The organism is Rhizobium anhuiense, assembly GCF_003985145.1.
GTDB classification, from domain to species: domain Bacteria; phylum Pseudomonadota; class Alphaproteobacteria; order Rhizobiales; family Rhizobiaceae; genus Rhizobium; species Rhizobium anhuiense.
This window is the reverse complement of sequence record NZ_ML133521.1, coordinates 1,122,227-1,147,707: the sequence shown is the minus strand read 5'-3', so window position 1 is coordinate 1,147,707 and position 25,481 is coordinate 1,122,227. Positions and strand designations below refer to the sequence as shown.

Annotated in this window: 24 protein-coding genes; 15 read left to right on the top strand and 9 right to left on the bottom strand. The window is 62.1% G+C overall.

From position 1 onward, the window contains the following. The first annotated feature begins 67 nt into the window (after window positions 1-67). Together EEQ99_RS05550 and glpK are read left to right on the top strand one after the other, a co-directional pair. Window positions 68-1,792, top strand: coding sequence for an ABC transporter substrate-binding protein (locus EEQ99_RS05550; protein WP_097544686.1), 1,725 nt, complete (start codon window positions 68-70; stop codon window positions 1,790-1,792). Between the two features lie 149 nt (window positions 1,793-1,941). Next, window positions 1,942-3,444 (top strand): glycerol kinase GlpK, encoded by a 1,503-nt coding sequence (glpK, locus tag EEQ99_RS05545; RefSeq protein ID WP_097622813.1) that lies wholly within the window; start codon window positions 1,942-1,944, stop codon window positions 3,442-3,444. A 15-nt stretch (window positions 3,445-3,459) separates the two neighbouring features. On the opposite strand, the gene EEQ99_RS05540 is transcribed toward glpK, so the two are convergent. The 5 genes from EEQ99_RS05540 to EEQ99_RS34475 form a co-directional block, all read right to left on the bottom strand. Further along, the gene (locus tag EEQ99_RS05540; protein WP_097630939.1) at window positions 3,460-4,461 is read right to left on the bottom strand and encodes an ABC transporter permease; all 1,002 of its coding nucleotides are present in this window, start codon (window positions 4,459-4,461) and stop codon (window positions 3,460-3,462) included. A 2-nt stretch (window positions 4,462-4,463) separates the two neighbouring features. Further along, window positions 4,464-5,483, bottom strand: a complete 1,020-nt coding sequence (locus tag EEQ99_RS05535) for an ABC transporter permease (RefSeq protein WP_127430108.1) — start codon at window positions 5,481-5,483, stop codon at window positions 4,464-4,466. Next, complete coding sequence (locus EEQ99_RS05530) at window positions 5,473-7,023, bottom strand: sugar ABC transporter ATP-binding protein (protein ID WP_127430107.1); 1,551 nt, start codon at window positions 7,021-7,023, stop codon at window positions 5,473-5,475. Before EEQ99_RS05530 ends, EEQ99_RS05535 begins: the two co-directional genes overlap by 11 nt. Before the next feature lie 64 nt (window positions 7,024-7,087). Next, window positions 7,088-8,098 carry a sugar ABC transporter substrate-binding protein gene (locus EEQ99_RS05525; protein WP_047615008.1) on the bottom strand — a complete coding sequence of 337 codons (1,011 nt, stop codon included), beginning with the start codon at window positions 8,096-8,098 and terminating at the stop codon, window positions 7,088-7,090. A gap of 208 nt (window positions 8,099-8,306) precedes the next feature. Beyond that, window positions 8,307-8,483: a hypothetical protein gene (locus EEQ99_RS34475; protein ID WP_155295713.1), complete on the bottom strand. Its 177-nt coding sequence runs from the start codon at window positions 8,481-8,483 to the stop codon at window positions 8,307-8,309. 44 nt (window positions 8,484-8,527) lie between these two features. Here EEQ99_RS34475 and EEQ99_RS05515 point away from each other — a divergent pair, with 44 nt between their 5' ends. From EEQ99_RS05515 to EEQ99_RS05485, 7 genes are all read left to right on the top strand, one after another. Then, on the top strand, window positions 8,528-9,391 hold the full coding sequence (locus EEQ99_RS05515; protein ID WP_047613232.1) for an AraC family transcriptional regulator: 864 nt from the start codon (window positions 8,528-8,530) through the stop codon (window positions 9,389-9,391). A 107-nt stretch (window positions 9,392-9,498) separates the two neighbouring features. Then, window positions 9,499-9,936: a VOC family protein gene (locus tag EEQ99_RS05510; RefSeq protein ID WP_127430106.1), complete on the top strand. Its 438-nt coding sequence runs from the start codon at window positions 9,499-9,501 to the stop codon at window positions 9,934-9,936. A gap of 56 nt (window positions 9,937-9,992) precedes the next feature. Further along, entirely contained in the window at window positions 9,993-11,039 is a 1,047-nt protein-coding gene (locus EEQ99_RS05505) for an ABC transporter substrate-binding protein (protein ID WP_127430105.1), read from the top strand. 8 nt (window positions 11,040-11,047) lie between these two features. After that, window positions 11,048-11,836, top strand: a complete 789-nt coding sequence (locus EEQ99_RS05500; RefSeq protein WP_063476181.1) for an ABC transporter ATP-binding protein — start codon at window positions 11,048-11,050, stop codon at window positions 11,834-11,836. Then, window positions 11,833-12,603: an ABC transporter permease gene (locus tag EEQ99_RS05495; RefSeq protein WP_047613228.1), complete on the top strand. Its 771-nt coding sequence runs from the start codon at window positions 11,833-11,835 to the stop codon at window positions 12,601-12,603. The genes EEQ99_RS05500 and EEQ99_RS05495 overlap by 4 nt, the downstream gene beginning before the upstream one ends. A 159-nt stretch (window positions 12,604-12,762) precedes the next feature. Further along, entirely contained in the window at window positions 12,763-13,194 is a 432-nt protein-coding gene (locus tag EEQ99_RS05490) for an antitoxin Xre-like helix-turn-helix domain-containing protein (RefSeq protein ID WP_047613499.1), read from the top strand. Next, on the top strand, window positions 13,191-13,673 hold the full coding sequence (locus EEQ99_RS05485) for an RES family NAD+ phosphorylase (RefSeq protein WP_047615005.1): 483 nt from the start codon (window positions 13,191-13,193) through the stop codon (window positions 13,671-13,673). Before EEQ99_RS05490 ends, EEQ99_RS05485 begins: the two co-directional genes overlap by 4 nt. Before the next feature lie 65 nt (window positions 13,674-13,738). Here the strand turns inward: EEQ99_RS05485 and pdxA are convergent, their stop codons facing one another. From pdxA to EEQ99_RS05465, 4 genes are all read right to left on the bottom strand, one after another. Next, complete coding sequence (pdxA, locus tag EEQ99_RS05480; protein WP_047615003.1) at window positions 13,739-14,725, bottom strand: 4-hydroxythreonine-4-phosphate dehydrogenase PdxA; 987 nt, start codon at window positions 14,723-14,725, stop codon at window positions 13,739-13,741. 30 nt (window positions 14,726-14,755) lie between these two features. Then, complete coding sequence (locus EEQ99_RS05475) at window positions 14,756-15,889, bottom strand: iron-containing alcohol dehydrogenase (RefSeq protein WP_127430104.1); 1,134 nt, start codon at window positions 15,887-15,889, stop codon at window positions 14,756-14,758. A gap of 343 nt (window positions 15,890-16,232) precedes the next feature. Then, a complete protein-coding gene (locus tag EEQ99_RS05470; RefSeq protein WP_127430103.1) occupies window positions 16,233-17,417 on the bottom strand; it encodes a sialidase family protein in 1,185 nt (394 codons plus the stop codon). Window positions 17,418-17,428: 11 nt separating this feature from the next. Next, window positions 17,429-18,334, bottom strand: a complete 906-nt coding sequence (locus tag EEQ99_RS05465; RefSeq protein WP_028757420.1) for a dihydrodipicolinate synthase family protein — start codon at window positions 18,332-18,334, stop codon at window positions 17,429-17,431. A gap of 321 nt (window positions 18,335-18,655) precedes the next feature. Between EEQ99_RS05465 and EEQ99_RS05460 the strand changes: the two genes are divergently transcribed. The 6 genes from EEQ99_RS05460 to EEQ99_RS05435 all read left to right on the top strand — a co-directional run bounded on the left by EEQ99_RS05460 (window position 18,656) and on the right by EEQ99_RS05435 (window position 25,398). Further along, on the top strand, window positions 18,656-20,293 hold the full coding sequence (locus EEQ99_RS05460) for an ABC transporter substrate-binding protein (RefSeq protein WP_047613219.1): 1,638 nt from the start codon (window positions 18,656-18,658) through the stop codon (window positions 20,291-20,293). 129 nt (window positions 20,294-20,422) lie between these two features. After that, the gene (locus EEQ99_RS05455; protein WP_047613496.1) at window positions 20,423-21,379 is read left to right on the top strand and encodes an ABC transporter permease; all 957 of its coding nucleotides are present in this window, start codon (window positions 20,423-20,425) and stop codon (window positions 21,377-21,379) included. Between the two features lie 2 nt (window positions 21,380-21,381). Beyond that, window positions 21,382-22,341, top strand: a complete 960-nt coding sequence (locus tag EEQ99_RS05450; RefSeq protein WP_047613218.1) for an ABC transporter permease — start codon at window positions 21,382-21,384, stop codon at window positions 22,339-22,341. After that, window positions 22,338-23,345 (top strand): ABC transporter ATP-binding protein, encoded by a 1,008-nt coding sequence (locus EEQ99_RS05445; protein WP_047613216.1) that lies wholly within the window; start codon window positions 22,338-22,340, stop codon window positions 23,343-23,345. The genes EEQ99_RS05450 and EEQ99_RS05445 overlap by 4 nt, the downstream gene beginning before the upstream one ends. Continuing rightward, window positions 23,345-24,337, top strand: coding sequence for an ABC transporter ATP-binding protein (locus EEQ99_RS05440; protein WP_097544702.1), 993 nt, complete (start codon window positions 23,345-23,347; stop codon window positions 24,335-24,337). The genes EEQ99_RS05445 and EEQ99_RS05440 overlap by 1 nt, the downstream gene beginning before the upstream one ends. Beyond that, entirely contained in the window at window positions 24,334-25,398 is a 1,065-nt protein-coding gene (locus tag EEQ99_RS05435) for a four-carbon acid sugar kinase family protein (protein WP_097544703.1), read from the top strand. Before EEQ99_RS05440 ends, EEQ99_RS05435 begins: the two co-directional genes overlap by 4 nt. Window positions 25,399-25,481 lie beyond the last annotated feature (83 nt).

Below are 25,481 nucleotides of genomic sequence, written 5' to 3'. Positions count from 1 at the left end.
GATGGCCGGGGTTTTTCTGGCCGCCTGAGACGTGAAGACTGCAATCGCAAAACCCTGGGAGGATATCATGCGAAGGCATTTATTGACGACGACAGCAGCGGTACTGCTGGCCATGACCGGGTCGGCCTATGCCGGCATGGACGAGGCAAAGACTTTCCTGGACAAAGAGATCGGCGACGTGTCGACGCTCTCTCGTGCCGACCAGGAAAAGGAAATGCAATGGTTCGTCGATGCGGCGAAGCCTTTCCAGGGTATGGACATCAAGGTTGTTTCGGAAACCTTGACCACTCACAAGTATGAGTCCGAGGTTCTGGCTCCGGCCTTCACTGCGATCACCGGCATCAAGGTCACGCACGACGTCATTCAAGAGGGTGACGTTGTCGAGAAGATCCAGACGCAGATGCAGACCGGGCAGAACCTGTATGATGGCTGGGTCAACGACTCCGACTTGATCGGTACGCACTGGCGTTATCAGCAGGTCCGCAATCTGACCGACTGGATGGCCGGCGAAGGCAAGGACGTTACCAACCCCGGCCTCGATATCGACGACTTCATCGGCACCAAGTTCACGACCGCGCCGGACAAGAAGCTCTACCAGCTTCCCGACCAGCAGTTCGCCAACCTCTATTGGTTCCGCTACGACTGGTTCAACGACGAGAAGAACAAGGCCGATTTCAAGGCGAAATACGGCTACGATCTCGGCGTTCCGGTCAACTGGTCGGCCTATGAAGACATTGCCGAATTCTTTACCGGCCGTGACGTCAACGGCAAGAAGGTCTTCGGCCATATGGACTACGGCAAGAAGGACCCGTCGCTCGGCTGGCGCTTCACCGACGCCTGGCTGTCGATGGCCGGCAACGGCGACAAGGGCCTGCCGAACGGTCTTCCGGTCGACGAATGGGGCATCAAGGTCGACGAGAATTCGCGTCCAGTCGGTTCGTGCGTCGCGCGTGGCGGCGATACTAACGGCCCGGCATCGGTCTATTCGATCCAGAAGTATCTCGATTGGTTGAAGGCGTACGCACCGCCGGAAGCTCAGGGCATGACCTTCTCGGAATCCGGTCCGGTGCCGGCACAGGGTAACGTCGCGCAGCAGATCTTCTGGTACACGGCGTTTACCGCAGACATGGTCAAGCCTGGCCTGCCTGTTATGAATGAGGACGGTACGCCGAAATGGCGCATGGCACCGAGCCCGCATGGCGTTTACTGGAAAGACGGCATGAAGCTTGGTTATCAGGACGTCGGCTCGTGGACGTTGATGAAGTCGACCCCGACGGACCGCGCGAAAGCTGCCTGGCTCTATGCACAGTTCGTGACCTCCAAGACTGTTGACGTGAAGAAGAGCCAGCTCGGTCTCACCTTCATCCGCGAATCCACCATTCGCGACAAGAGCTTTACGGAGCGCGCTCCGAAGCTCGGCGGTCTGATTGAGTTCTATCGTTCGCCGGCCCGTGTTCAATGGTCGCCAACCGGCACCAACGTTCCCGACTATCCGAAGCTGGCTCAGCTTTGGTGGCAGGCCATCGGTGACGCCGCTGCCGGCGCCAAGACACCGCAGGAAGCCATGGACTCTCTTTGCGGCGAGCAGGAGAAGGTCATGGGCCGTATCGAGAAATCGGGTGTCCAGGGCGATATCGGCCCGAAACTCGCCGAAGAGCATGACCTCGCTTACTGGAACGCGGATGCGGTGAAGAAGGGCAACCTTGCACCGCAGCTGAAGATCGAGAATGAGAAGGAAAAGCCGGTCACTGTCAACTACGACGAACTCGTCAAGAGCTGGCAGTCGAAGTAAGGCGGACCTCGGCCGGAGGCGACAAAGCTTCCGGCCATCACTTCCTGCCACCGGCTACGGCCGGTGGCACCCACAATCTTTCTCTCATGAAACCTCCGCGTCTGCCCTCCTTGCCGGGCGGAGCGGTTTCGTGCGAGCCGGAGACGGATATGAGCGGCTATATTCTTTCAATCGACCAGGGCACGACGTCCTCACGCGCGATCATCTTCGACGGCGACATGAAAATGGCCGGCTCCGCGCAGGCGGAGATCACCCAATACTATCCGCAGCCCGGATGGGTGGAACATGACGCCACGGAGATCTGGCTGTCCGTGATCGACACGGTGCGCAAGGCGATTGCAGATGCCGGCATACAGGCCGGCGACATTGCCGCGATCGGCATCACCAACCAACGCGAGACGGCGGTCGTTTGGGATCGCAAGTCCGGAACACCGCTTCATCGCGCGATCGTCTGGCAGGACAGGCGCACGGCTGAAATGTGCGAGAGCCTGAAGGCCGACGGGTACGAGAAGCTGTTCAGCGCCAAGACCGGGCTGTTGCTCGACCCCTATTTCTCCGGAACGAAGCTGCGCTGGCTGCTCGACAATGTCGACGGTCTGCGTGAGAAGGCGGAGGCAGGCGATGTCTGCTTCGGCACGATCGACAGCTGGTTGATCTACAATCTGACGGGCGGCCGTGTGCATACCACCGATGCGACCAATGCATCGAGAACGCTGCTCTACAATATCGATGACGGTGCCTGGGACGAGGAGCTTCTCGGCATTCTCGGTATTCCCCCTGCGGTGCTTCCCGAGGTCAGGGAATGCGCCGATGATTTCGGCCGCGTCGACAAGGCGCTGCTCGGTGCGGAGCTTCCGATCCTCGGCGTTGCCGGCGACCAGCAGGCGGCGGCGATGGGCAATGCCTGCTTCGAGCCCGGCATGATGAAATCCACCTATGGCACCGGCTGCTTTGCCCTGCTGAACACCGGCCGGGATCGTGTTTCCTCCTCCAACCGGATGCTGACGACGATCGCCTACCGGCTCGACGGCGAGACGACCTATGCGCTCGAAGGCTCGATCTTCATCGCCGGCGCCGCCGTGCAATGGCTGCGCGATGGTCTCGGCATCATCGGTCAGGCGTCGGAGGCGGGGGTGCTTGCGGCCAAGGCCGATCCCGGACAGCAGGTCTATATCGTTCCGGCCTTCACCGGCCTCGGCGCCCCCTATTGGGATCCGGCCGCGCGCGGCGCGATCTTCGGCCTGACCCGAAACAGCGGGCCGGCGGAATTTGCCCGCGCCGTGCTCGAATCCGTCGCCTACCAGACACTCGATCTGCTGGTGGCGATGAAGAAGGACTGGGGGGTCAACCAGCTGGAAACGGTGCTGCGTGTCGATGGCGGTATGGCGGCTTCGGATTGGACCATGCAGTGCCTCGCCGACATGACGGGGAACCCCGTCGACCGCTCGGCGATCCGCGAGACGACGGCGCTGGGTGCTGCCTGGCTTGCCGGCTCGAAAGCCGGCATCTGGCCCGGCAGGCGGGAGTTTGCGCAGGCCTGGGCCTGCGACCGCCGCTTCAGCCCTTCGATGGAGGAGACCGAGCGGCAGACCAAGATCATCGGCTGGAAGAATGCCGTCTCCAGAATGATTTCGGACGCCTCGGCGGGATAGAACCGCTTCCGGCTCTTACGCACCGCCGGCAGCCTTTCTGTTGATGAAGCTCAGGGCCAGCACGGCAAAGATCAGCGTTCCCGTGCCGACCTGCTGCCAATAGAAGTTCAGGTCTGTCAGCAGCAGCCCGTTGGCGACGACGCTGAGCAGCAGCGCGCCGAGGACGGTCCCGCCGACATTCGGCCGCCCGAGCGGGCTGAGCGTCGTGCCGATGAAGGTGGCGCCGATGGCATTGAGCAGGAAGGCATTGCCGGAGGATGGAATGTAGGTGGTGACGGTTGCCGTCAGGATCAGGCCGGCGATGGCCGCGATCAACCCGACCAGGATGAAGGTCACCGTTACATGGGCCGGCGCTGCGATGCCGGAATAGCGCACGACGCCCGGCTGGATGCCGATCGACAGAATGACACGGCCGAAACGCGTGCGGGCAAAAACCACCGCTGCGGCTGCGATGACGATGATGGCCGCGGCCAGCGGCACCGGAAAGCCGGCGACCGTGCCGTGGCCGAGGAAGCGGAAGGCCTCCGGCACGCCGTTCGGCGGCAGATAGACCGGATTGCCGCCATTGGTCAGCAGTTGTTGAACGCTGCGGCCGATGAACAGCGTGCCGAGCGTGGCGAGGAACGGCGACACCCCGATCCCGGAGATCAAGAGCGCGTTGAAGACGCCGACGACCGCTCCGGCTGCCAGTCCCGCCAGCGCGGCGAGTGCCACCGGCTGCCCGGCGAGAACCAGCGAAACGAAAGCGAAGCTGGCGAAATCCATTGCCGTTCCCACGGAAAGATCGATGCCGCCCGAGGCGACGGCGAAGGTCATGGCGATGGAGACGATGGCAAGCAGCGTGAAATTGTTGACCAGTATGCTCTGCAGGTTCGCCAGCGTTGTGAATGTCGGCGTTGTCAGGGAAAAGGCGGCGAATACCGCAACCAGGGCGAGGATCAGCCCATAACGCACCAGGCCGCCGGCGATCAGACGCGGCAAGCCTGTCGTGGCGGGGGTAGGGATATGGAGCGACATGGTCAGGCCTCCTGCCGGCGCAGCAGTGTCGTCGCGGAAACGACGATGAGAATGAGCACGCCCTGGACGCCGCTGACCAGGGTGCTCGAAATATTCAGCAACTGGAAACCGTTGACCAGGAAGCCGACCAAAAGGGCCGAAAGCAGCGTCCCGGTGACTGTCGGAACCAGCCGGCGCGAAAAGACCGAGCCGAGCAGGGCGGTGACGACGACGGGCAGCAGCATCTCGCCGGCGCCGGTCGTGCTGCCGCTCAGATAGGAAACGGACAGGATGCCGGCGATGCCGCCGGAAACGCCGCTGGCGACGAAGGCACCTGATAGTAGCCGGCGAAGCGGCAGACCGGCGGCACGCGCCGCATCCGGAAACTCACCGACAGCATAGAGACGCAGGCCGAGCGGAGTATATTGCACGATCGCCGTCGCGATCGCCGTGAAGCCGAGGAGCACATAGGCAAGAACCGGTATGCCGAAAGGATCCGAGGCCGAAAGCGCTGAGAGGAAGGGCGTCGAGGCCGGCAGGACGGTATTGCCGGTCAGCACCAATTCCAGGCCGGCGACGACGTTCATGACGGCAAGCGTGGCAAGCAGTGGCACGATGCCGGCATAGACGACGGCAATGGCATTCACCGTGCCGATTAGCGCCCCGGTCAAGATCGCCGCCGCAATCGCCGTCGCGTCGCCGTAGCCGAGCTGCGTCAGGCTCGCATAGACTGCGGCGCTGAGACCCATATTGGCGGCGAGCGACAGGTCGATGCCGCCGGTGACGACATTGGAGCCGCCGGCGATCAGCACGATCGTCAGACCGATGGCAAGCACGCCTGAGATGGCCGATTGGCCAAGCACATTACCGATATTGCCGATGCTGAGGAAATAGGGCGCAGTCAGCGAGAAGACGATCAGAATGGCGGCGAAGGCGATCAACGATCCGAAGCGTAGCGCGGCCGCTGCAATATTGCCGGCCGGCCGGGGAGGCGGTTCCGCAGCAGACAAACCGGAAGGCGCGAATTCCACTTCAGCCGACATGGCGTTGTCCCTCGGATGATCCGGTCGATTGCGCCAGCACGGCATCCGCCGTGGTCTCCGACGAGATGAATTCCCGCACCACCCGCCCGCGGAAGAGCACGAGGATGCGGTCGGTGATGCCGACGAGTTCGGGCAGATCCGAAGACAGCACGATCACACCGGCGCCGCGCGCCGCGAGTTCGCCGATCAGCGTATAGATCTCGACCTTGGAGCCGATATCGACGCCGACCGTCGGCTCGTCGAGGAGATAGACCTCGGAGCGGCGGCTCAGCCATTTGGCGATGGCGATCTTCTGCTGGTTGCCGCCTGAAAGCGTGCGCAGCAGGGCATCGCGCCCATTGGTTTTCACCTGCAGCCGACTAATCAGGGCATCGGCTTCGTCCCGTTCGCGTTTGCGATCGAGAAAGCCGAAACGGGTGAAACGGCCAAGGCTGGAAAGGCTGATATTTTCCGCGACGCTGAGGTCGAGCGCGATGCCGTGGCGTCGCCGGTCTTCCGGCACCAGCGCGATCTCGCGCCCGGTCGCCTGCGTTGGATTGGTGAAACGGGCAGCCTTGCCGCTGACCTCGATACGGCCGGACGCCGCTGTCTCCAGACCGAAGAGCGCGCGGACCAGCTCCTTGGCGCCGGAGCCGAGCAGGCCGGTGAGGCCGAGCACCTCGCCGCGGCGAAGCGTGAAACTGACGTCGCTATATTTCCCCGGCGCCGACAGTTGCTCGACCTTGAGGATTTCCTCGCCAGGCGTCACCTGTGGCTTCGGGAACATCTCCTTGATGTCGCGCTCGACCATCAGCCGCGCAATCGCACCGGCCGAGGTGTCCCCGATCGGCAGGGAGGCGACATCAAGCCCATTGCGCAGCACGGTGACGTGGTCGCAGAGCTCTTCGATTTCGTTCAGGTAATGCGAGATATAGATGATGGTGACGCCCTCGTCGCGCAGACGACGGATCAGCTGGAAGAGGATATCGGCCTCGCGGCGCACCAAGGCGGCGGTCGGCTCATCGAAGACGAGCACTTTCGGCTGATTGAGGAGGGCGCGGGTGATCTGCACGATCTGCTTTTCGGCGGTCGACAATTCGCCGATCAGCGCGCTGTTCGGCAAGCGGATACCGAAATAGTCGTTGAGAATGTCGGATGCGCGCCGCTGCATCAGTCGCCGGTCGAGGAACGGCGTGCCAGATATGCGCGGTTCCCGGCCGAGGAACAGGGCTTCGCCGACGGTGAAGGTCGGCACCAGCAGCCGATCCTGGTGAATGAAGTGGATGCCGAGCTCTTCGGCAAGATGCGGCGTCAGCCTGTCGAATGTACGCCCTTCGATCTCGATCCGGCCGCCATCCGGCTGGTGAAGACCGGCCAGCAGCTTGATCAGCGTCGACTTGCCGGCGCCGTTCTGGCCGACGAGACCGTGGATGGTGCCGCGCCTGACGATCAGCGACGCGCCGGCAAGCGCCTGCGCCCCGCCGAAATGCTTGACGATGCCTTCGAAGCGGATGATGTCGTTGCGTGCCGTGACCGGCTGCTTCAACGAAATGGCCGTCATGTCGATCTCTCCGGGCGGGCAGATTCCGAGCGATCCGGCAGGGCCGGATCGCTCGTGTTCAGTGTCAGCCGATGCCGAGTTTCTTGGTGACTTCGCCGACATTGGTCTTGTTGGCGAGCAGCGCCGGAACATAGGTTTCGCGCGGCAGGGTCTGGCCGGCGAGCAGCTTGGCGACGTTGCGGATGGCGGTGCGGCCGATTTCCGCCGGCTGCTGGGCGACATCGGCGCCGGCCGGCGAATTCGGATCGGCGATGAGCTGCAGCACTTCCGGGCTGCCGTCGACGCCGTAGGTGCGGATCTCGGTCCGCCCGGCGGCCGTCAGAGCCTGAGTCGCGCCCAGCTGCGGAATGTCCCAGGCCGACCAGATCGCCTTGATCGAACCCTTTTCCGGATATTTGTTGAGGATGGCCGTGATCTGCGTGAAGGCGTCCTGCACGGTGTTCGGGATGACGTCGCGCAGTTCCGGCTGGAGGATTTTCACCTTCGGGAAATATTTGACGACATTGACCAGCTGGTCGTAGCGGATCGCGCAGGGGGTGACGCCGTAGAAGCCGTTGAAGACGACGATATTGCCTTCGCCGCCGATATCGGAGACGAGCTGTAGCGCCAGGTCCTTGCCGATGCCCCAATTGTCGGAAGTCGTGTTGTTGATCGAATTGGTCGAGCCGACGTCGACGGTCAAAACCGGGATCCCGGCATCGCGCGCCTTCTTCAGCCAGGGATCGATGACGCTGAGCGTACCGAGGATCTGGACGATCGCATCCGGCTTCTGGGCGATCAGCGTCTGCAATTGCGAAACCAGCTTGCCGTCATTGCGCCCGGCATCGACGGCGATGGGCTCGCCGCCGAGGCGCTTTACCTCTTCGATCTGGGCATTATAGGCCTGCAGGTCGAAGAAGTGATCGGTGCCGGTGGCGCTGATGGCTATGCGCTTGCCTTTCAGCGACAGCTCTTCGGCTGCAAAAACCGGCTTCTGCCCGATGAGGGAGGCACCGGCGACGGCAACCCCGGCCGCGGCGGACAGTTTCAACAGGTCTCGTCTTCCGAGACCGCTTCCGGATTTTTCGATGCTCATTGCCATTCTCTCCAATTAATTATGTCTATAGATTAAATGGATTAATGCGGATGAGGAGGAACGAATTTCCAAAAGAACGATCTCCGGGGAAAAGAGTGGAGGGAACGAAAGCTGATCCCTGGCTGCGGTTTCCCATGACCGGGAATGATTTCGGATGTCTCGGCGGTTTTGAGAGCGATCAGATGAGTCGACAGTCCACAGCCACCGATCAGGAAGAAACACGCACTGCATAATTCTTGCGCATGCGACCAGATTTGCCGAGGGTGAACGCCTGCCAGGCCGTGGTGCCGTGTGGCGCGACAGCAGTCATAAAATCACGATTTACATGGGCGCGGTCGGGTTTTATCCCACGACGTTGATATCCAGCGCGAAGCTTGGCTTCCATTTGGCGCGCAACTTGCCTCTCTCCCTGTCAGGGAGAATGAAACAATGCCCGATATCGATCCGCAGATTTTCTCAATAAGCCGGCCATCCCTCGGAGGCTACAAGGCCTTCGTTCAACGCGACATGATCGTCGAGACCTATCGCAGTGCCGCGGGGCAAATGGTTTCAAGGGGCTCGCTTCATAGAATTTCGATCAACCGTACGGCGCACGGCAAATATGCCTATCGGTTTGGAAGCGGGGCATTCTGCAAAGTTGAGAGGCCGCCCTTCACTCTGGGATTTCAACCGGCTGCCACGGTCCTTGAGGTCGAGGGCGATGCGGCGGATTATATCTCGATCTTCCAGTCACCGGCGCTCTACAGCGGCATCGGGGGTTCTCGCTTCGATCCCGAGCATTGGGATAGTGATGCGCTGAGCGCGACGACGGATCCGACAACGCTGCAGGTTGCGCTTTCTCTTGCATTTGCCGCCGAGAAGACCGGGCGCGACGACCCGCTTTTGATGCAGCATCTGGGAATGGCGCTCGCCTGTTGTGTTGTAAAACTGCTGGGCGCCAAACCTGAAGCCGGCGATCGTCCGCTGACATCGGAGAATCTCCGGCGCGTGATCGATTACATCGAGGACCTGCTTGGCAAATCCGATTTGAGTGTTGAGGAGCTGGCCGGTGTGGCCCATATGAGCCCCTTTCACTTCAGTCGGGAATTCAAACGGGCGGCGGGCATGGCGCCGCATCGCTTCGTCCTCGAACGCAGGATCGAGCGGGCGCGACTTTACCTTGCCGATGGCAAGGAGACGCTTGCAAACATCGCTTATACCACAGGCTTTTCCAGCCAGGCGCATTTCTCCAGCGTCTTTCGGCGTCTGATGGGGGCGACACCGAAGGAATACCAGCGTTCGGTCCGTCTTTGAGCCGGCGCCCGCCGATGGCAAATCAGCAATTTTGCGAAAGATAACCGCACGAATTTGAAATCTCTTGAGGCTGCGGTCTGCGAGGCTTTTCCCATCAGGAGGCCCGTATGACCGCTTTTGCCCAAACCAATCCGATTACCGACATCTGTTTTTTGGTCGAGGATATCGAAAGAGCATCTGCCTTCTATGTCGAGCGGCTTGGCTTCAAGCCGCGCCGCCGCGCTCCCGGCTTTGCCGATTTCAAAGGCGCGGGCGTGACGCTGGCGCTCTGGGAGATCGCGCATATCGCCGAGAATACCGGTGTCTCAAACCGCCGGGCGCCTCCGGGCGTGCACAAGGCCTGCGCGGCCATCGAGCTTGCCTCGCCACAGCAGGTCGATGCTGCCTATGCGGAGCTGAAGGCCGCGGGCGTGCTCTTCCACGCGCCGCCGCAGAATTACGTCTGGAATGCGCGATGCTGCTATTTCGCCGATCCCGACGACAATCTCTGGGAGATCTATGCGTGGTCCGAAGGCGGCCCGATCGGCGACATCGACCCGCAGTAACGAGCATAAGCGGCCCAGCCAGCCGTCCGATAAACCAACAAGGGGAAGGCAAGCAAATGAACGGGGATGACAAACAAATCGCGGTCGGCAGGCGTACCGTCCTGAAGGGCGGAGCCTTTGCTCTCGCCGCGGCGACGGCGGGGATCAGCGTATTCGTACCGCGTCATTCGAACGCCGCGGCATCCAAAGTCGTCATCAAATATGATTGGCTGATGAGCAACGGACAGATCGGCGATATCGTTGCCGTCAAGCAAGGCCTGTTTGAGGCCGAGGGTCTCGACGTCGAGTTTTCCCCTGGCGGTCCCAATTCGGCAACGGTGCCGCCTGTGATCACCGGTGATGCGCAGCTCGGCCAATTCTCGGATTCAGCACAGCTTCTTCTTGCCAGGTCATCCGGCGTGCCGATCAAGATCTTCGCCTGCGGTTTCCGCATGGCGCCTTTCGCCTTCTACTCGCTGCCCAAAGCGCCGATCCGCACCGTCAGGGATATGGTCGGCAAGCGCATCGGCATCCAGCCGACGGCCCGTTATGTGCTCGATGCCATCCTGCTGAAGAACAATATCGATCCCTCGAGCCTGACCATCACCAATATCGGCTTCGACATGACGTCGCTGATGACCGGCCAGGTGGATGCGGTCACCGGATGGATCACCAACACGCAGGCCCTTTCCGTCATCGGCCCCGACCGCATCGATCTGATGATGAAGGACACGGGCCTGCCATCCTATGCCAATGTCTATTTCGCCACCGACGATGCCGTGAGCGGCAACGCCGAGACGCTGGCAAAGGTGCTGCGTGCCGTCGCCAAGGGCTGGGCCTGGACGCATGAACATCCCGAAGAGGCGGTGAAGTTGACAGTCGAGGCCTATCCGCAGCTCGATCTTGCCGTAGAGCTGAAGACGGTGCCGCGTATATTGTCGCTGAGCTTCGACTCTGCGACCGGCAAGGATGGCTGGGGCAGCTTCGATCCAGCCGCGCTTGCCGAGCAGATTTCCGTCTATGACAAGATCGGTCAGTTCAAGAGCGGCGCTCCGAAGCTGGAGGATTGCTATACGACGGAGATACTGGACATGACGGCGGGCGACCGCCCGAAGATTGCGTGAGAGCGGATTTGCCTGAAGCAGCGGCCATCGAAACCAAGGATCTGGCTATCGGCTATGCCGGCGCTGTCGAGACGACCCGCATTCTGTCCGGCGTCGACCTCAGCGTCGGCAGGGGTGAGTTTCTGACCATTCTCGGCCCTTCCGGTTGTGGCAAGTCGACCTTCCTGCGTGCGGTGGCGGATCTTCTTCCGCCGCTTGACGGGCGGCTGTCGGTGCTCGGCAGGACAGCTTCGGAGGCGCGCCGGCGGCGCGAGGTCGCCTTCGTCTTTCAGGACGCAACGCTGTTACCCTGGCGGACCGTGAGGGAGAATGTCGCGCTGCCGCTCCAGGTGGGGAAGAAGAGCGTCTCGCGCTTGGTCGATCCGCGGCCCAACCATTGGATCGAGCTGGTCGGCCTGTCGCATCTGGCCGACCGCTATCCGCATCAATTGTCCGGCGGACAGCGCCAGCGCGTCGCCATAGCGCGTGCGCTTCAATGCGAGCCGGATATCCTGCTCATGGACGAGCCCTTCGGTGCGCTCGACGAGATCACCCGCGAACGACTGAACGACGAGCTTCTGGACGTCTGGCGCCGGACCGGCACGACCATCCTGTTCGTCACTCACAGCGTCATCGAGGCGATCTATCTCGGCGGACGCGTGCTGGTCCTGGCCGCCAATCCGGGCCGCGTCCAGGCGCTGATCGACCTTGCGCCGCTGAAAGACGAGCGCGGCCTCTGTCGGCGTGAGAGCCTCGATGTCCAGGAGACCGCCGCCCGTCTGCGCCAATTGCTGCAGGAGGGGAGTTCGGCTGCATGACGCACCGTCCGTTATCCATCATCGAGGCGATCGGCCTTCCTGTTATCGGTGCCCTCTCATTGCTTCTCGCCTGGCAATGGCTGGTGCCGGCTCTCGGTATTCCCAGTTATATCGTTCCCACGCCGCTGGCGATCCTGCGCACGCTTGGCATCGAATGGCGCTTCCTGCTGTCGAATGCCGTTCCGACATGGGGGGAGGCGGGTCTCGGCTTCCTCCTGGGCAACGGTCTCGCCGTGATCATGGCGATTGCCTTTGTCTATAATCCGCGGTTCCAGGCCGCCTATTTTCCCGTCGTCCTGCTCTTCAACACCATCCCGGTGCTGGCGCTCGCGCCGATCATCATCCTCATCTTCGGCCTCGGCATGCTTCCGAAGATCATCATCGCCGCTCTCATCTGCTTCTTCCCAACCCTGGTGAATACCGCCCGGGGCCTCAATCTGGCGACTGCGAGCGAGCTTGACCTGATGCATGTGCTTTCGGCGAGCGGATGGGAAACGTTCTGGCGCCTGCGCGCACCACGGTCCGCCCCCTTGCTCTTTGCGTCATTGCGCATTTCGGCAACCACCTGTGTGATCGGCGCGATCGTCGGGGAGTGGATCGGCTCGAACCAGGGGCTGGGTGCTGTCATCATCCAGTCGACATTCAACTATCAGGCGGAAAGGCTCTTTGCCGCCGTCGTGCTCGCTTCTCTCTCCGGCATCGTCTTTTTCGCCGTCGTTGCCCAGATCGAGCGGATTTTCCGTCGGCTGCATCAGGGGCAAAGCTGAAGCCCCGGTACGAACGAACCACCAGTCCGAACTCATGTCCAGATGCCGATCACGCAGACGCAGATATTTGGCAGCTATCGAAGATAAGCCGGATCGGCGCTATTGAACATTGTATCACTTGAGACTAAATATAACCTCAAGTGAAAAGGATCCATGATCATGATGGGATTTGCGCTCATCGCCGATGTTCTCGGATTGCCTGCCAGGGAACCGGCATCGCGTTCGGCCTTCGGCCTGCTCTCCAGCATCGAAGAAGGTTTGCCGGTCAAGGCGCTCGATCGCATGGCGCTGCTTCTGGCGCCCGATGATGTCCAGTTCAAATACCGCCTCGTTCCGAAGGCCACCTATGAGCGGCGCAAGTCCAAGCATCGGCTCTCTTCCGACGAGGGCATAAAGCTCGCCCGTCTTGCCCGTGTCTGGGGCCTGGCACTCGATGTCTGGCAGAGCGAGGCTGAGGCGCGCGACTTCCTGTTTCGCCCGCATGCAATGTTGGAGGACAGGCGGCCGATCGACGTGGTCATCCAGAGCGAGATCGGCGGCGAGCTGGTACTCGATATCCTCGGAAGCCTGAAATACGGCAGCGCTGCGTGAGCGCACAGCATCTCGACCGGACGTTGACATCCGTCCGCATCGGCGATCCCGCCGGAACCTATCCGATCTTCGACGCCACCGGCTCGACCATCGCGCCGGGACGGTGGAACACATCGGGCAGCCCGATCATCTACACCAGCGAGCATTATTCGACGGCGCTGCTCGAAAAGCTCGTCCACGGCAGCGGGCGGCTGCCGCCCAACCAGCACTATGTGACGATCACAATACCGCGTGGGTTAAGCTACGAGGTCTTCTCCGAGCCCGCGCTGCCCGGCTGGGACAGCATGCCGGCTGTTGTCAGCAAGGCTTTCGGCGAAAAATGGTGCCAGGAAAAACGCAGCGTCATCCTGCTGGTGCCAAGCGTCGTCGCCCGCGTCGACCGCAACATATTGATCAACCCGGCCCACCCGGAATTCCCCTCGATCACCGCGAGCCTCCACCAACCCGTCTTCTGGGATCGCCGTCTGTTCGGCATCTGAAGGGTTGAGGGTGCAATCAACGTTTCGGTGACGACCGGCGCAGCATTTCTCCCGGATTGCCGCAATCACACCTCCCGCCGCGGCGAGCGGGCCATCAGCCTGGCATAGGCGATGGCCGACAGCATGTTGACATGGTTGGCCTTGCCGGTGCCGGCAATGTCGAAGGCGGTGCCGTGGTCGACGGAGACGCGGTCGATCGGCAGGCCGAGGGAGACGTTGACCGCAGTCTCGAAGGCGACGAGCTTGATCGGGATATGGCCCTGGTCGTGATACTGGGCGATGACCAGATCGAAAGCCCCGTTATAGGCGCGGGCAAACACCGTATCGGCCGAGATCGGCCCGACGACGTCGATGCCTTTTGCCTGCGCCTGCTCGACGGCGGGCGCGAGAAACTCCATGTCTTCGGTGCCGAACAGGCCGTTTTCGCCGCAATGCGGATTGAGGCCGGCGACGGCGATGCGCGCCTTGCGGCCGAGCCGCAGGAAGTGCCTGTGGCCGGCTTCGATGGTCGCCAGCACCCGCTCGGTCTTGGCGCGCTCGATCGCGCCCTTCAGCGAGATATGGGTGGAGACGTGGATGGTGTTCAGCCGCTCGGAAGCGAGCAGCATGAAGGAGCTTTTCGAGCCGGTGAGATGCGCAAGCAGCCCGGTATGACCGTCATGGTGATGGCCGGCGAGGTTCATCGCCTCCTTGTTGATCGGCGCGGTGACGATGACATCGGCTTGGCCCGACATGGCGAGATCGACGGCGCGGGTGATATAGCGCACCGAGGCATCGCCGGCGACGGGGCTGATCTTGCCGATTTCGGGCAGGGCCGCGCCGAGCGGCACCTCGTCGACGGCGATCCTGTCGTTGCCGGCGGCATCTGCAGGGCCGAATTTCAGCCCGGCGCCGGTGGCGCGGTCGGCGCGCTCCAACGCTTCGACATTGCCGACGATGACGAAATCGCGGCGCTCTTCGATCGGAAGAGCTGCCAAGGCCTTGACGATCACTTCGGGGCCGACGCCGGCCGGATCGCCCAGCGTCACGGCGACTTTCGCATTCCTGTCCATCGAGCGAGTCCCTTCTGAAAACTTTGCCGCCTAAAAAGCGGCGGCGTAAATCGAGCGAATGTCGGCGCGCGAGAGGTCGCGCGGATTGTTATCGAGCAGACGGCGAATGGCAAAGGCGTCGTCGGCCATGGCATCGAGATCGCTCTCCGGCACGCCAAGGCCGGAGAGCTTCATTTCGATGCCGAGCTCGGCGCAGAAAGCGTAAGCCGCATCGAAGACGGATGCGGTGTTCTCCGAGGTCTCATAACCGAGCGCGTCCATCACCGCCTTCGTCTTTTCCGGGGCAGCCGGCGTGTTGAAGGCGAGCACATGCGGGAAGATCAGCGCATTGGCCGCGCCATGGGCCACATGCCAGCGGGTGCCGAGGGGATAGGCGAGCGCATGGCCGCCGGCGGTGTTGACCGGGCCCAGGCAAAGGCCGCCGTATAGCGAGGCGAGTGATAGGCCGGCGCGCGCTTCGGTGTCGTTGCCGTCCTTGACAGCACGGGCGAGATATTTGCCGACGAGGCGCGTTCCCTCGATCGCATAGATATCGACCATCGGATGGGCTTTGCGGTTGGTGAAGGCCTCGACGCAATGGGCCATCGCGTCGACGCCGGTGGCGGCCGTCGTACGGGCGGGTACGCTGAACGTCAAAGCCGGATCTATGACGGCGATATCGGCCAGCATGTGCAGGCTTTCCACCGCAAGCTTTGCCTTCGTGGTGGGATCGGTGACCAGCGCGCGGATGCCGGCCTCGCTGCCGGTGCCCGATGTCGTTGGCACCTGGGCGAGAGCGACCTTGCGCGGCCCATGCACCCTGTTCGGGCCGACGACCTCATGCAGCGTCTGCGTGGAGCCGGCAAGCACGGCCGCCAGTTTTGCCAGATCCATGGCGCTGCCGCCGCCGAAGCCGACGACCAGCTCGGCATCGGCGGCGTTTGCCGCCGCCAGGACCTTTTCGAGATTGGCCGTATCCGGTTCAGGCATCACATCGGAGAAGACTGCCACCTCACCCTTCAGCTCCAGCACGTCGATGCGCGAGGCGTTGAAGGCATCGGAGATGACAAGTGTGCGCCGATAGCCCTTATCGGCGGCCCATTTGCCGAGCTTTCCCGCCGTGCCGACGCCGAATTCGATCAGATGCGGCCGAACGATCGTGATTGGCGAACCCAAGCTGGCCATGAACCAGTCCTCCCTGCAATATCGTCCCTCTCTTTAATGTAAAGTTGTAAGATCAATGTCAAGCCGGCATTCCAAAGGGTGGAGATTTTTATCGGCAGATATGGGCTTGCTTGCGCCTTGAGACGGGGCTCCGTATCAGTATCAATAAATATATCAGTGGGTTATTGAGTCTATATCGATGGCGACTGCAGTTCGGCGCAAAGGGCCGGCCGCCACGCCGACGGCGATGAATAATCCGATCCTGTTGTCAACTACCATCCCGCTGCCGGTCGACGGCCGTTGTATCCTGCATTTTTCGCATGCGATTGGACGCAGGTTTACAATTTTCCGGCTGCCGCTTTGCTCACGGCAGGGATTGCGGGGCGAGGCTGACATATTTGATGGCGCGCCGGTAGTAGGTGTAGGCGATATGGAGCGTGCCGTTGCGACCCTGGAGGACCGAGGGATAGGAGAATTCGCGGTTCAGCGAATCCTTCGAATTGTTGCTGAGGCAGAAGCCGTCGCCGGTATCGAGATCGATGTGGTGTGGAAAGCTCTTGCCGCCATCCCACGATATCGCCAGGCTCAGCGGCGCCCGCGGAACACCCCAAATGGCTTTGCGGCCGCCATCGGCTGCAACGACGGTCTCGCCGGCAGCGCCATCCTCGATTTCATCATAGAGCGACTGGCGCCGCGCATCCGACATGCCGGCATTCGAATGGTTGTAAACCATTGCGATTGCTCCATCATTCAGGATCGTGGCCTGAATCGAGGAATTGTTGTTCGGCAGGTCGGTGGGTTCGGGCGCACTCCAGTTCTCGCCACCATCGGAAGATCGGCTCGACAGGATGTTTACGGCGAAACGGTTGCGATAGAAGGCGATCATTTCGTCGCCGCCGAGCGGCAGGATGTTCATATGTACGGCGCCGAGACTGTCCGGAACATCCCGCATCTGCCAACTCGCGCCGCCATCGCGCGATATCAGCACGGCAGCCGTGTCGGCATCGCCGCTCCAGCGCTGGCCGTTCAGGCCGACGCAGCGGAAGACCGGAAGCAGCCAGTCGCCCCTGCCGTTGACGACGATCTGCTGGCGAACGAAGGTGCCGGGGCTGTCGCAGAGGATTCGGACAGCGCCGAAGCTCCGGCCGCCATCACTTGAAATCCGGCATTTGACAATCGAACCGTCCTGATTGCCCGAGGTCTGCGAGGTATAGAGCAGCCAGATCTTTCCGTCCGGAGCATTGAAAATCAACGGATTTTGCTCGGATTTCTGCGGATCGTCGCTCATCTTTTCCGGTGCGGACCAGCACTCGGAGCCGGGCGCCAGCCGCGACATGTAAATCGAGATGTCACCCATGCCCTCCATGGTGCCGCCGAACCAGACGCAGGTCAGCGTGCCGTCTGGCAGAAAGGCAAGATTGGCCGCATGGTTCTGGATGCAAGGGGAGGGCAGGTAGGCCTCGGCGCGGCCCTCGATCGTGGGGTGAGGGGCGATGGCCCCTGTCATCAGGGCAGGAACGGCTTCCGGAGGCAGGCCGGTAAAACGCATGACGGATCTCCTCAAGGCAGCTTGGCGTAGCTATCGGCGAGTGCGGCATAGTCGGCATCGCCGAGCGGCATCAGCGGCGCGCGCGTGCGCCTCCAGGCGGGATTGCCGGTTTTCAGCCCCACCATTGCCTTGATGGTGGGGATCTGGACGTAGGAATTGGACAGCGTGCGATAGGCGTTGATGCGGGCCTGCGCCGCCTCGACATCGCCAGCACGCGTCTCGTCATGGACATGGTCGTAGACAGTGCGCAGCGAATTCGCCACGAGATTGGAGGTGGCGGTGATGCAGCCGGCCCCGCCCGCCTTCAAGAGCGGCAGCAGCAGCGGATCGGCGCCCGCCAGCACCGAAAAACTGGGATGGGCGGCGATGATTGCCTGCATGTTGTTGAAATCACCGGCAGATTCTTTGATGCCGACGACCGTTTCCGGGAAGGCGGCAATCAGCCGGCCGATCAGCGGAAGGGAGAGCGGCACGCCGGAGACCTGCGGGATATGATAGAGGATGACCTGCAGGCGGGTATCGGCGACTTTTTCCAGCACCTGCGAATAGGCGGCGAAGAGCCCATCGTCGGTGACGCCCTTGTAGTAGAAGGGCGGCAGCATCACCACCTTGGTCACGCCAAGCGACAGCGCGTGCCGGGTCAGCTCCACGGTCTCGGGGATGGCGACGACACCGGTGCCCGGCAAAAGCCTGTCGGCCGGAATGCCGGCCTTCAATGCCGCTTCCAGAATCGTGCGGCGCTCGGCTGCGGAGAAGGAATTGGCCTCGCCCGTCGTGCCGAGCAGCGCCACGCCATGACATCCCTCGGCCAGCAACTGCCGGCAATGATCGGTGAAAAGGGCGAGATCAGGTGTATTGTCTGCCGTCAGCGGCGTTGCCGATGCGCTGAAAACGCCTGTAATCCTGTGATGGCTCATTTCGCCCTCCTCGGCGCGTCCTGTCTGGGGGCGATGAACCGCCCGATGGCGCATGGAAATGTCATTCATCTGTCGTGATGGAGTGCAAAGAACTTTTCCATTGCGGCCATTTTGTCAAGAAGACAAAGTGCTGCGGTGCAGATTAGAAAACTTATCTATCTGTTATTGTTTATATATTTTTACAACGAAATTTTGTTCGGATCAAAATAACGATTTTTTGTTGACATATTTACAATAACGAGAGAACGATACGGGACGGATTGTGCTGCGCCTGGCAGGTGCAGGGAGAGCGCTGCCGAATTCACCGTGGGAGGGAATGCCATGTCTTTTGACCAAACGGATAAAACCAATCTATCGCGTCGCAACGCGCTGAAGCTCGGCCTTGCGGCCGGCGTCGGCCTGACCGTGTTCGGGATGAATGCCCGCATCGTGATGGCCGATGAAGGCCAGGTGTTGAAGGTCGCGCATCCGGCCTTCGACCAGGACTGGTCGCCATTGCGCGGCGGCGGCAGGACATTCCGCTGGAATTCGATCTGGTGGGCCTCGCCGATGTATTTCGACAGCCAAGGCAATATCAAGCCTTACGTCTTCACCAGCTGGGAATCGGCCGACAACACCGTCTGGACCTTCAAGATCGACCCCAAGGCCGTCTTCTCCGACGGCAGCAAGATCACCGCGGCCGACGTCAAGGGATCGTGGGAAGTCGCCTCGATGCCGAACACCAAGAACCAGCGCGCCGACCAGGTGCTGAGCAAGGTCAAGGGTTATGCCGAAATCGCCGCCGGTTCCGGCAACGAGTTGACGGGTGTCGCAACGCCCGACGAGGGAACGGTCGTCGTGACGCTGGCGGCCGCCGATCCGATCTTCTTCATGCGGCTCGCAAACCACATCGCGCCGATCACCAAGGCATCGCAATCGCGCGGCAGCGACGGCGAGGAGATCATCGACTGGTACAAGCCGGATAGTAAGCCGGTCTTCTCCGGCCCCTTCAAGCTGACGAGCCTCGATATCGACGCCGGCAAGCTTTCTTTCGAGCCGAACGAGAATTTCTTCGGGCCGAAGCCGAAGCTTGCACGCATCGACATCACCTCGATCGAAGACAATGTCAGCGCGACGTCGCTGATCAAGTCGGGAGAGTTCAACGCCCATACCGAACTCATCACCTCGACCATCATCCAGGATCTCGGCCCGGAATTCTCGGCAGGACCACTGATTCCGACGAGCCAGCACTTCTGGTTCAACATCTCCCGTGCGCCGATGGACGATCCGAAGGTTCGCCAGGCGCTGATCATGGCGGTCGATCGCGACGGGCTGTTCAAGGCGTCCTATCCCGATGGGCCGCACAAGAAGGCCGACCAGATCCTCAATTCGGTTCCGGGCGCTGACAATTCCGGCTTCGAGCCCTATCCCTATGATCCGGAAGGCGCAAAAAAGCTGCTTGCGGAATCGACCTATGGCGGGCCGGAGCGCCTGCCGAAGATCCTGTTCGTCGGCATCTCGGGGCCGGCCATTCAAGCCGCCGCCCAGTTCATTGCCGAGCAGTGGCGCCAGAATCTCGGCATCACGGCCGTCGACATGAAGCCGCAGCAGGACTCCTATGCCGGTCCGGACCAGAACTCGGTCCAGATCTTCCGCGACGACGTCGGCACCCGGGTGCCCGATGCGGTCTCTTATCTCGCGGGCTCCATCGCCTCGACCTCGTCGAACGCACAGAACAAGCTCGGCGGATACAAGAACGACAAGGTCGACAGCGCCCTTGCCGAAGCGACGACCAAGGCTGCGGATGATCCGCAGCGCATCGCTCTCGCCCAGCAAGCCCAGAAGGCGTTCCGCGACGATTGGGCCTTCATCCCGTGGTATTCTCAGGCGATGTCGCGCTGGGCCACCAAGGACGTCAAGGGCCTGGAAAAGAACCTCGACTGGCAGGTGGTCGAACCCTGGAACATTTCCATCGGTTGATCGGCGGAAACCGTCCCTGTCGGCACTAACCCGCGCGAAGGCTGCAAGGCCTTCGCGCAAGTTTCAAGAAGAAGAGATGCGATCGCAGCCAAAAGCGGGAACGCATCGAACAACAGGTGGGAGGTGGCCTTGCTGCGCTACGTGCTAACCCGGTTTGCCATCTGGATTCCGTCGGTTCTGGTGGTGATGCTGGCCGTCTATGCGCTGGCCTTCTATGGCGCCGGCGATCCGATCAAGCTGATCTTCCTGCGCGCGCCCGGTGATGTCGCCTATAATCCGCAGCGCATCGAAGCCATTCGCGAAAGTGCCGGCCTCAACAAGCCCTTCATCGAACAGTTCGGCCTTTACATCTGGAACCTGCTGCACGGCCAGTTCGGCAATTCGCTGACCTCGGGCCGCTCCGTCTGGGCAATGGTTTCGGCGGCTGCACCCGTCTCCTTCCAGCTGGCTCTCTGTTCGATCATCCTGACAGCCGTCGTTGCGATTCCGCTCGGCATGATCGCGGCGCTGAACCAGAATTCGCGCATCGACTATGCCATTCTGGGCTCGGCGCTCTTCCTCTGGGCGATCCCGGCCTATGTCGCCGGTCCGCTGCTGATGGTCGGCCTCATCGTGCTGCTGCCGGGTGCAAGCGTGCCCTACGGCTGGGGCGGCATATTCGATGTCCGGATACTGCTGCCGCTGCTCGTCCTGTCCTTCCAGCCGATCGCGTTGATCGTGCGGCAGACGCGCGCCGCCGTCATCGAGGTGCTGTCTGAGGATTTCGTCCGGACCGCCCGCGCCAAGGGCGTGCCCGAGATCGTCGTGGCGCTGCGCCATATCCTGCGGCCGGTGCTCACACCCGTCGTCACCCAGCTCGGCCTGATCATGATCACCATCGTCAACGGCGCGATCTTCGTCGAACTCGTTTTCGGCCTGCCGGGCCTTGGCCGCTTGACCGTGCAGGCGCTGATCAATTCCGATTATCCGGTCATTCTGGCCATCACGCTGATCGGATCGTTCCTGGTGATGGTGTCGAACCTGCTGGTGGATGTGCTCTACCCGCTGCTCGATCCACGCGCCAATGATTCAAGAAGGAGCCGCTGACCATGTCCGCCGTCCCTCTTTCCACCGCTGAAACCATCGAGGAGCCGCCGGTCAGCCTCTGGCGCGACGCTTGGTACCGGCTGAAGCGCAACAAGCTTGCCATCTTCGGCCTCGTCGTCGTCCTGATCCTCGCCTTCACGGCGATCTTTGGGCCCTATCTCACGCCCTACGACTATCTGAGCCAGGACCTCAACGCCCGCAACGCACTGCCGTCGATGAGCCACCTCTTCGGCACCGACGATCTCGGCCGCGACGTCTTCAGCCGTGTGGTCTTCGGCACGCGCACCGCTTTCCTCGTCGCCGTCATCGTCACCTTTTTCGCGGTGGTGATCGGCCTCACGCTCGGCGCGGTGGCCGGTTTCTTCGGCAATCCCTTCGATCGCGCCATCATGTGGCTGACCGATGTGACGATGTCGGTTCCCAACCTGCTGCTCGTCGTCGTCATCAACGCCTCGCTGAAATCGCCGATCAGCAAATGGATGGAGGCGCGCTACCTCGAGACCCTCAATCCCTTCTACCGCCAGACGATATGGGTGGATTTCATCCTCGTCTTCGGGTCGATGGCGTTGATCTCCTGGCCGCCCTATGCCCGTCTCGTCCGCGCCCAGGTGCTGTCGATCCGCAGCCGGCCCTATATCACCGCGGCCCAGGCGCTCGGCCTGTCGAACTGGATCATCATCAAGCGTTATGTCATTCCGAATGCGCTGGGGCCGTTGATCGTCTCGGTCAGCGCCGGTCTCGGCACGGCGATGGTGCTGGAAAGCGCCTTCAGCTTCCTCGGCGTGGGTGTCAATCCGCCGACGCCCAGCTGGGGCAACATGATCTCGGACGGGCTTCGCGTCTGGCAGCATTATCCGCATCTTCTCGCCGCTCCGGCGGCCGTGCTTGGCCTTGCCTCGGTTGCCTTCAGCTTCCTCGGCGACGGCCTCAACGACGCGCTCAATCCGCGGGGCAGCAAATGATGGACACCAAAAGCACCGACCGCCTGCTCGATGTCAGAGGCCTTACCGTCGAAATCGACGGCCGTAACGGCCCGGCCGTCGTCGTCGACGGCATCGATCTCCATGTCGATAAGGGCGAGACCCTCGGCGTCGTCGGCGAATCCGGCTGCGGCAAGAGCCTGACCATGTTGAGCCTGATGCGCCTGCTGCCGAACAAGATCAAGGTCACCAGGGGATCGGCGACGTTCGACGGGCGCGACCTGCAGACAATGTCCAATCGAGAGCTGCGCAAGGTGCGCGGCGGCGATATCGGCTTCGTTTTTCAGGATCCGATGACCTCGCTCAATCCCGTCATGCGCGTCGGCGACCAGATCTGCGAGCCGCTGATCTACCACCGCGGCATGAAAAAGGCCGAAGCCCGCACGCGCGCTGTCGAGCTTCTGCGCCTGGTCGGCATTCCCGGCCCAGAGGAGCGCCTGCAGGCCTATCCGCACGAACTTTCCGGCGGCATGCGCCAGCGGGTGATGATCGCGATCGGCCTTGCCTGCAACCCGAAACTTCTGATCGCCGATGAGCCGACGACGGCGCTTGACGTCACCATCCAGGCCCAGATCGTTGATCTGGTGAAGGATCTGCGCGCCAAGCTCGGCATGTCGGTGGTCTGGATCACCCATGACCTGGCGCTGATCGCCGGCCTCGTCGATCGCGTCGCCGTGCTCTATGCCGGCACCGTGGTCGAGGACGCGCCGGTCGACGAACTCTATGCCCGCCCGAGCCATCCCTATACGCGCGGTCTGCTGTCCTCGATCCCGAAACTGTCAGACCCGCCGGCAAGCCGGTTGAGCTCGATCGGCGGCACGCCGCCGGAGCCTGGCCGCCGGCCGAAGGGCTGCCCGTTTGCGCCGCGTTGTCCGCTTGTGGAAAACATCTGTCACGAGAAGGTGCCGCAACTCGAACCGCTGAGCGGCAGCAGCAATCATCGCGCCGCCTGTTTCGTCGTCCAGAGAATGCAGGAGGCCGCATGATGGGTGCCGAACCGCTGCTCAAGGTCGAAAACCTGGTCAAGCATTTCCACGTCAAGCTCGGCGCCTTCGGGGAGCGTTCGGCGACCGTTTATGCGCTCGACAATGTCAACCTCGACATCATGGAAGGCGAGACGCTGAGCCTTGTCGGTGAATCCGGCTGCGGCAAGTCCACGACCGGTTTCACCATCCTCAACCTCTACAAGGCGACCAGCGGCAAGGTCGTCTACAAGGGTCAGGATCTCGCGACGCTCGACGAAAAGCAGATGCGGCCCTTCCGCCGCGACCTGCAGATCGTCTTCCAGGATCCGTATTCGACGCTCAATCCGCGGATGACGGTGGGCGAAGCGATCGGCGAGCCGATCCTCTTCCACAAGCTCTGCACCAAGGCGGAGCTGAAGGAGAGGGTGGCGACGCTGCTCACCGATGTCGGCCTGCCCAAGCGATTTGCCCAACGTTACCCGCACGAGCTTTCCGGCGGCCAGCGCCAGCGCGTCGTCATCGCCCGCGCGCTCGCCTGCCAGCCGAAATTCATCGTCTGCGACGAGGCGATCTCGGCGCTCGACGTGTCGATCCAGGCACAGATCATCAATCTGCTGCTGGATCTGCAGGAGAAATATGGGCTGACCTATCTCTTCATCGCCCATGACCTCGCCGTGGTGCGCCACATCAGCACCCGCGTCGGCGTCATGTATCTTGGGCGGCTGGCCGAACTTGCCACCCGCGAGGAACTCTTCGACAACCCGCTGCACCCCTATACCAAAGCGCTGCTGTCGGCCGTTCCGGATACCGATCCGGAGCATGAGCGCACGCGTCAGCGCCAGATCCTGCAGGGCGACGTGCCGAGCCCGCTGAACCCGCCGTCGGGCTGCCGTTTCCACACGCGCTGCCCGATCGCCATGGATGTCTGCAGCAAAATCATTCCCGCGTGGAAGGAGGCGAAACCCGGCCATCTCGTCGCCTGCCACGCCGTCAACACCGGACAGACCGCATGACGCTGAAGGCCGTTATCATCGCCGATGATCTGACGGGTGCGCTCGATACCGGCACGCCCTTCGTCGAAGCCGGCCTCTCGGTTTCGGTCGCCGTCGATGTCGAGGCTGCTCAGGATGCGGTCGCCACCGGTTGTGATGTCGTCGTCGTCAATACTGCATCGCGCGCCATTGGCGAGCGCGAAGCTGCCGAGAGGGTGCGCCACGCGACTGGGGCGCTTCGCGGCGCAAAGCCTGATATCGTCATGAAGAAGATCGACTCCCGGTTGAAGGGTAATGTCGCGGCGGAAAGCCTGGCGCTGGCGGAGGTGCTCGGCCTGGAGACCATTCTCGTGGCGCCCGCCATTCCCGATCAGGAGCGCGTGACCTACCGGGGCTGCGTCGTCGGCCGCGGCGTCGACGGGCCGCTGCCGATCGCCGATCTGTTCAACGGCCGCGCGGGCAATGTTGCCGTTGCCGATGCGGAGGACGACATGGATCTCGACCAGATCGTTGCCGATCATGACTGGCGGCTGACACTTGCGGTGGGCGCCCGGGGTCTCGGCGCCGCACTTGCCCGCCGGCTTGGCGAAGAGGAGCGACAGCCAATGCCGGAATTTGCAGCGACCCCAGGTACGCTATTTGCCTTCGGCTCGCGCGACCCGATTACCATAGCCCAGATGGACCGGCTCGAAGCTTCGGGCGTCCTGCGCATGGTGGTGGACGCGCCGATGGGGGAGATCGAAGGCGGGGAGGGCATGGCGCTGCCGGCGCTGCTGCGCTGCTCCGGCGATATGGCAGCCGATGCAACACTGGTCGCCCACCGTTTTGCGGCAGGCGTCAAAACGGTTATCGACGATACCGGGCCTGACATGCTGATGCTCGGGGGTGGCGACACGGCGCTTGCCGTTTTCCATGCGCTCGGGGTCAGGGTGCTCGCCCCGAAGGGCGAGATCGAAGCCGGCGTGCCATGGTTCGATGTCACGGCCGCCGATGGTCGGCATTTTCGGTGCGCCGTGAAGTCCGGGGGCTTCGGCAAGCCCGATAGTTTGCTAAGACTGGTTCGTTGGAATCGGGCGGCATAGAACAGGATGAGAGCATGATGTCGTCAGAAAACGGCTCACGCTTTTCGGCATCATGCTCTAGTAAGATACCGCCGGGGAGAATG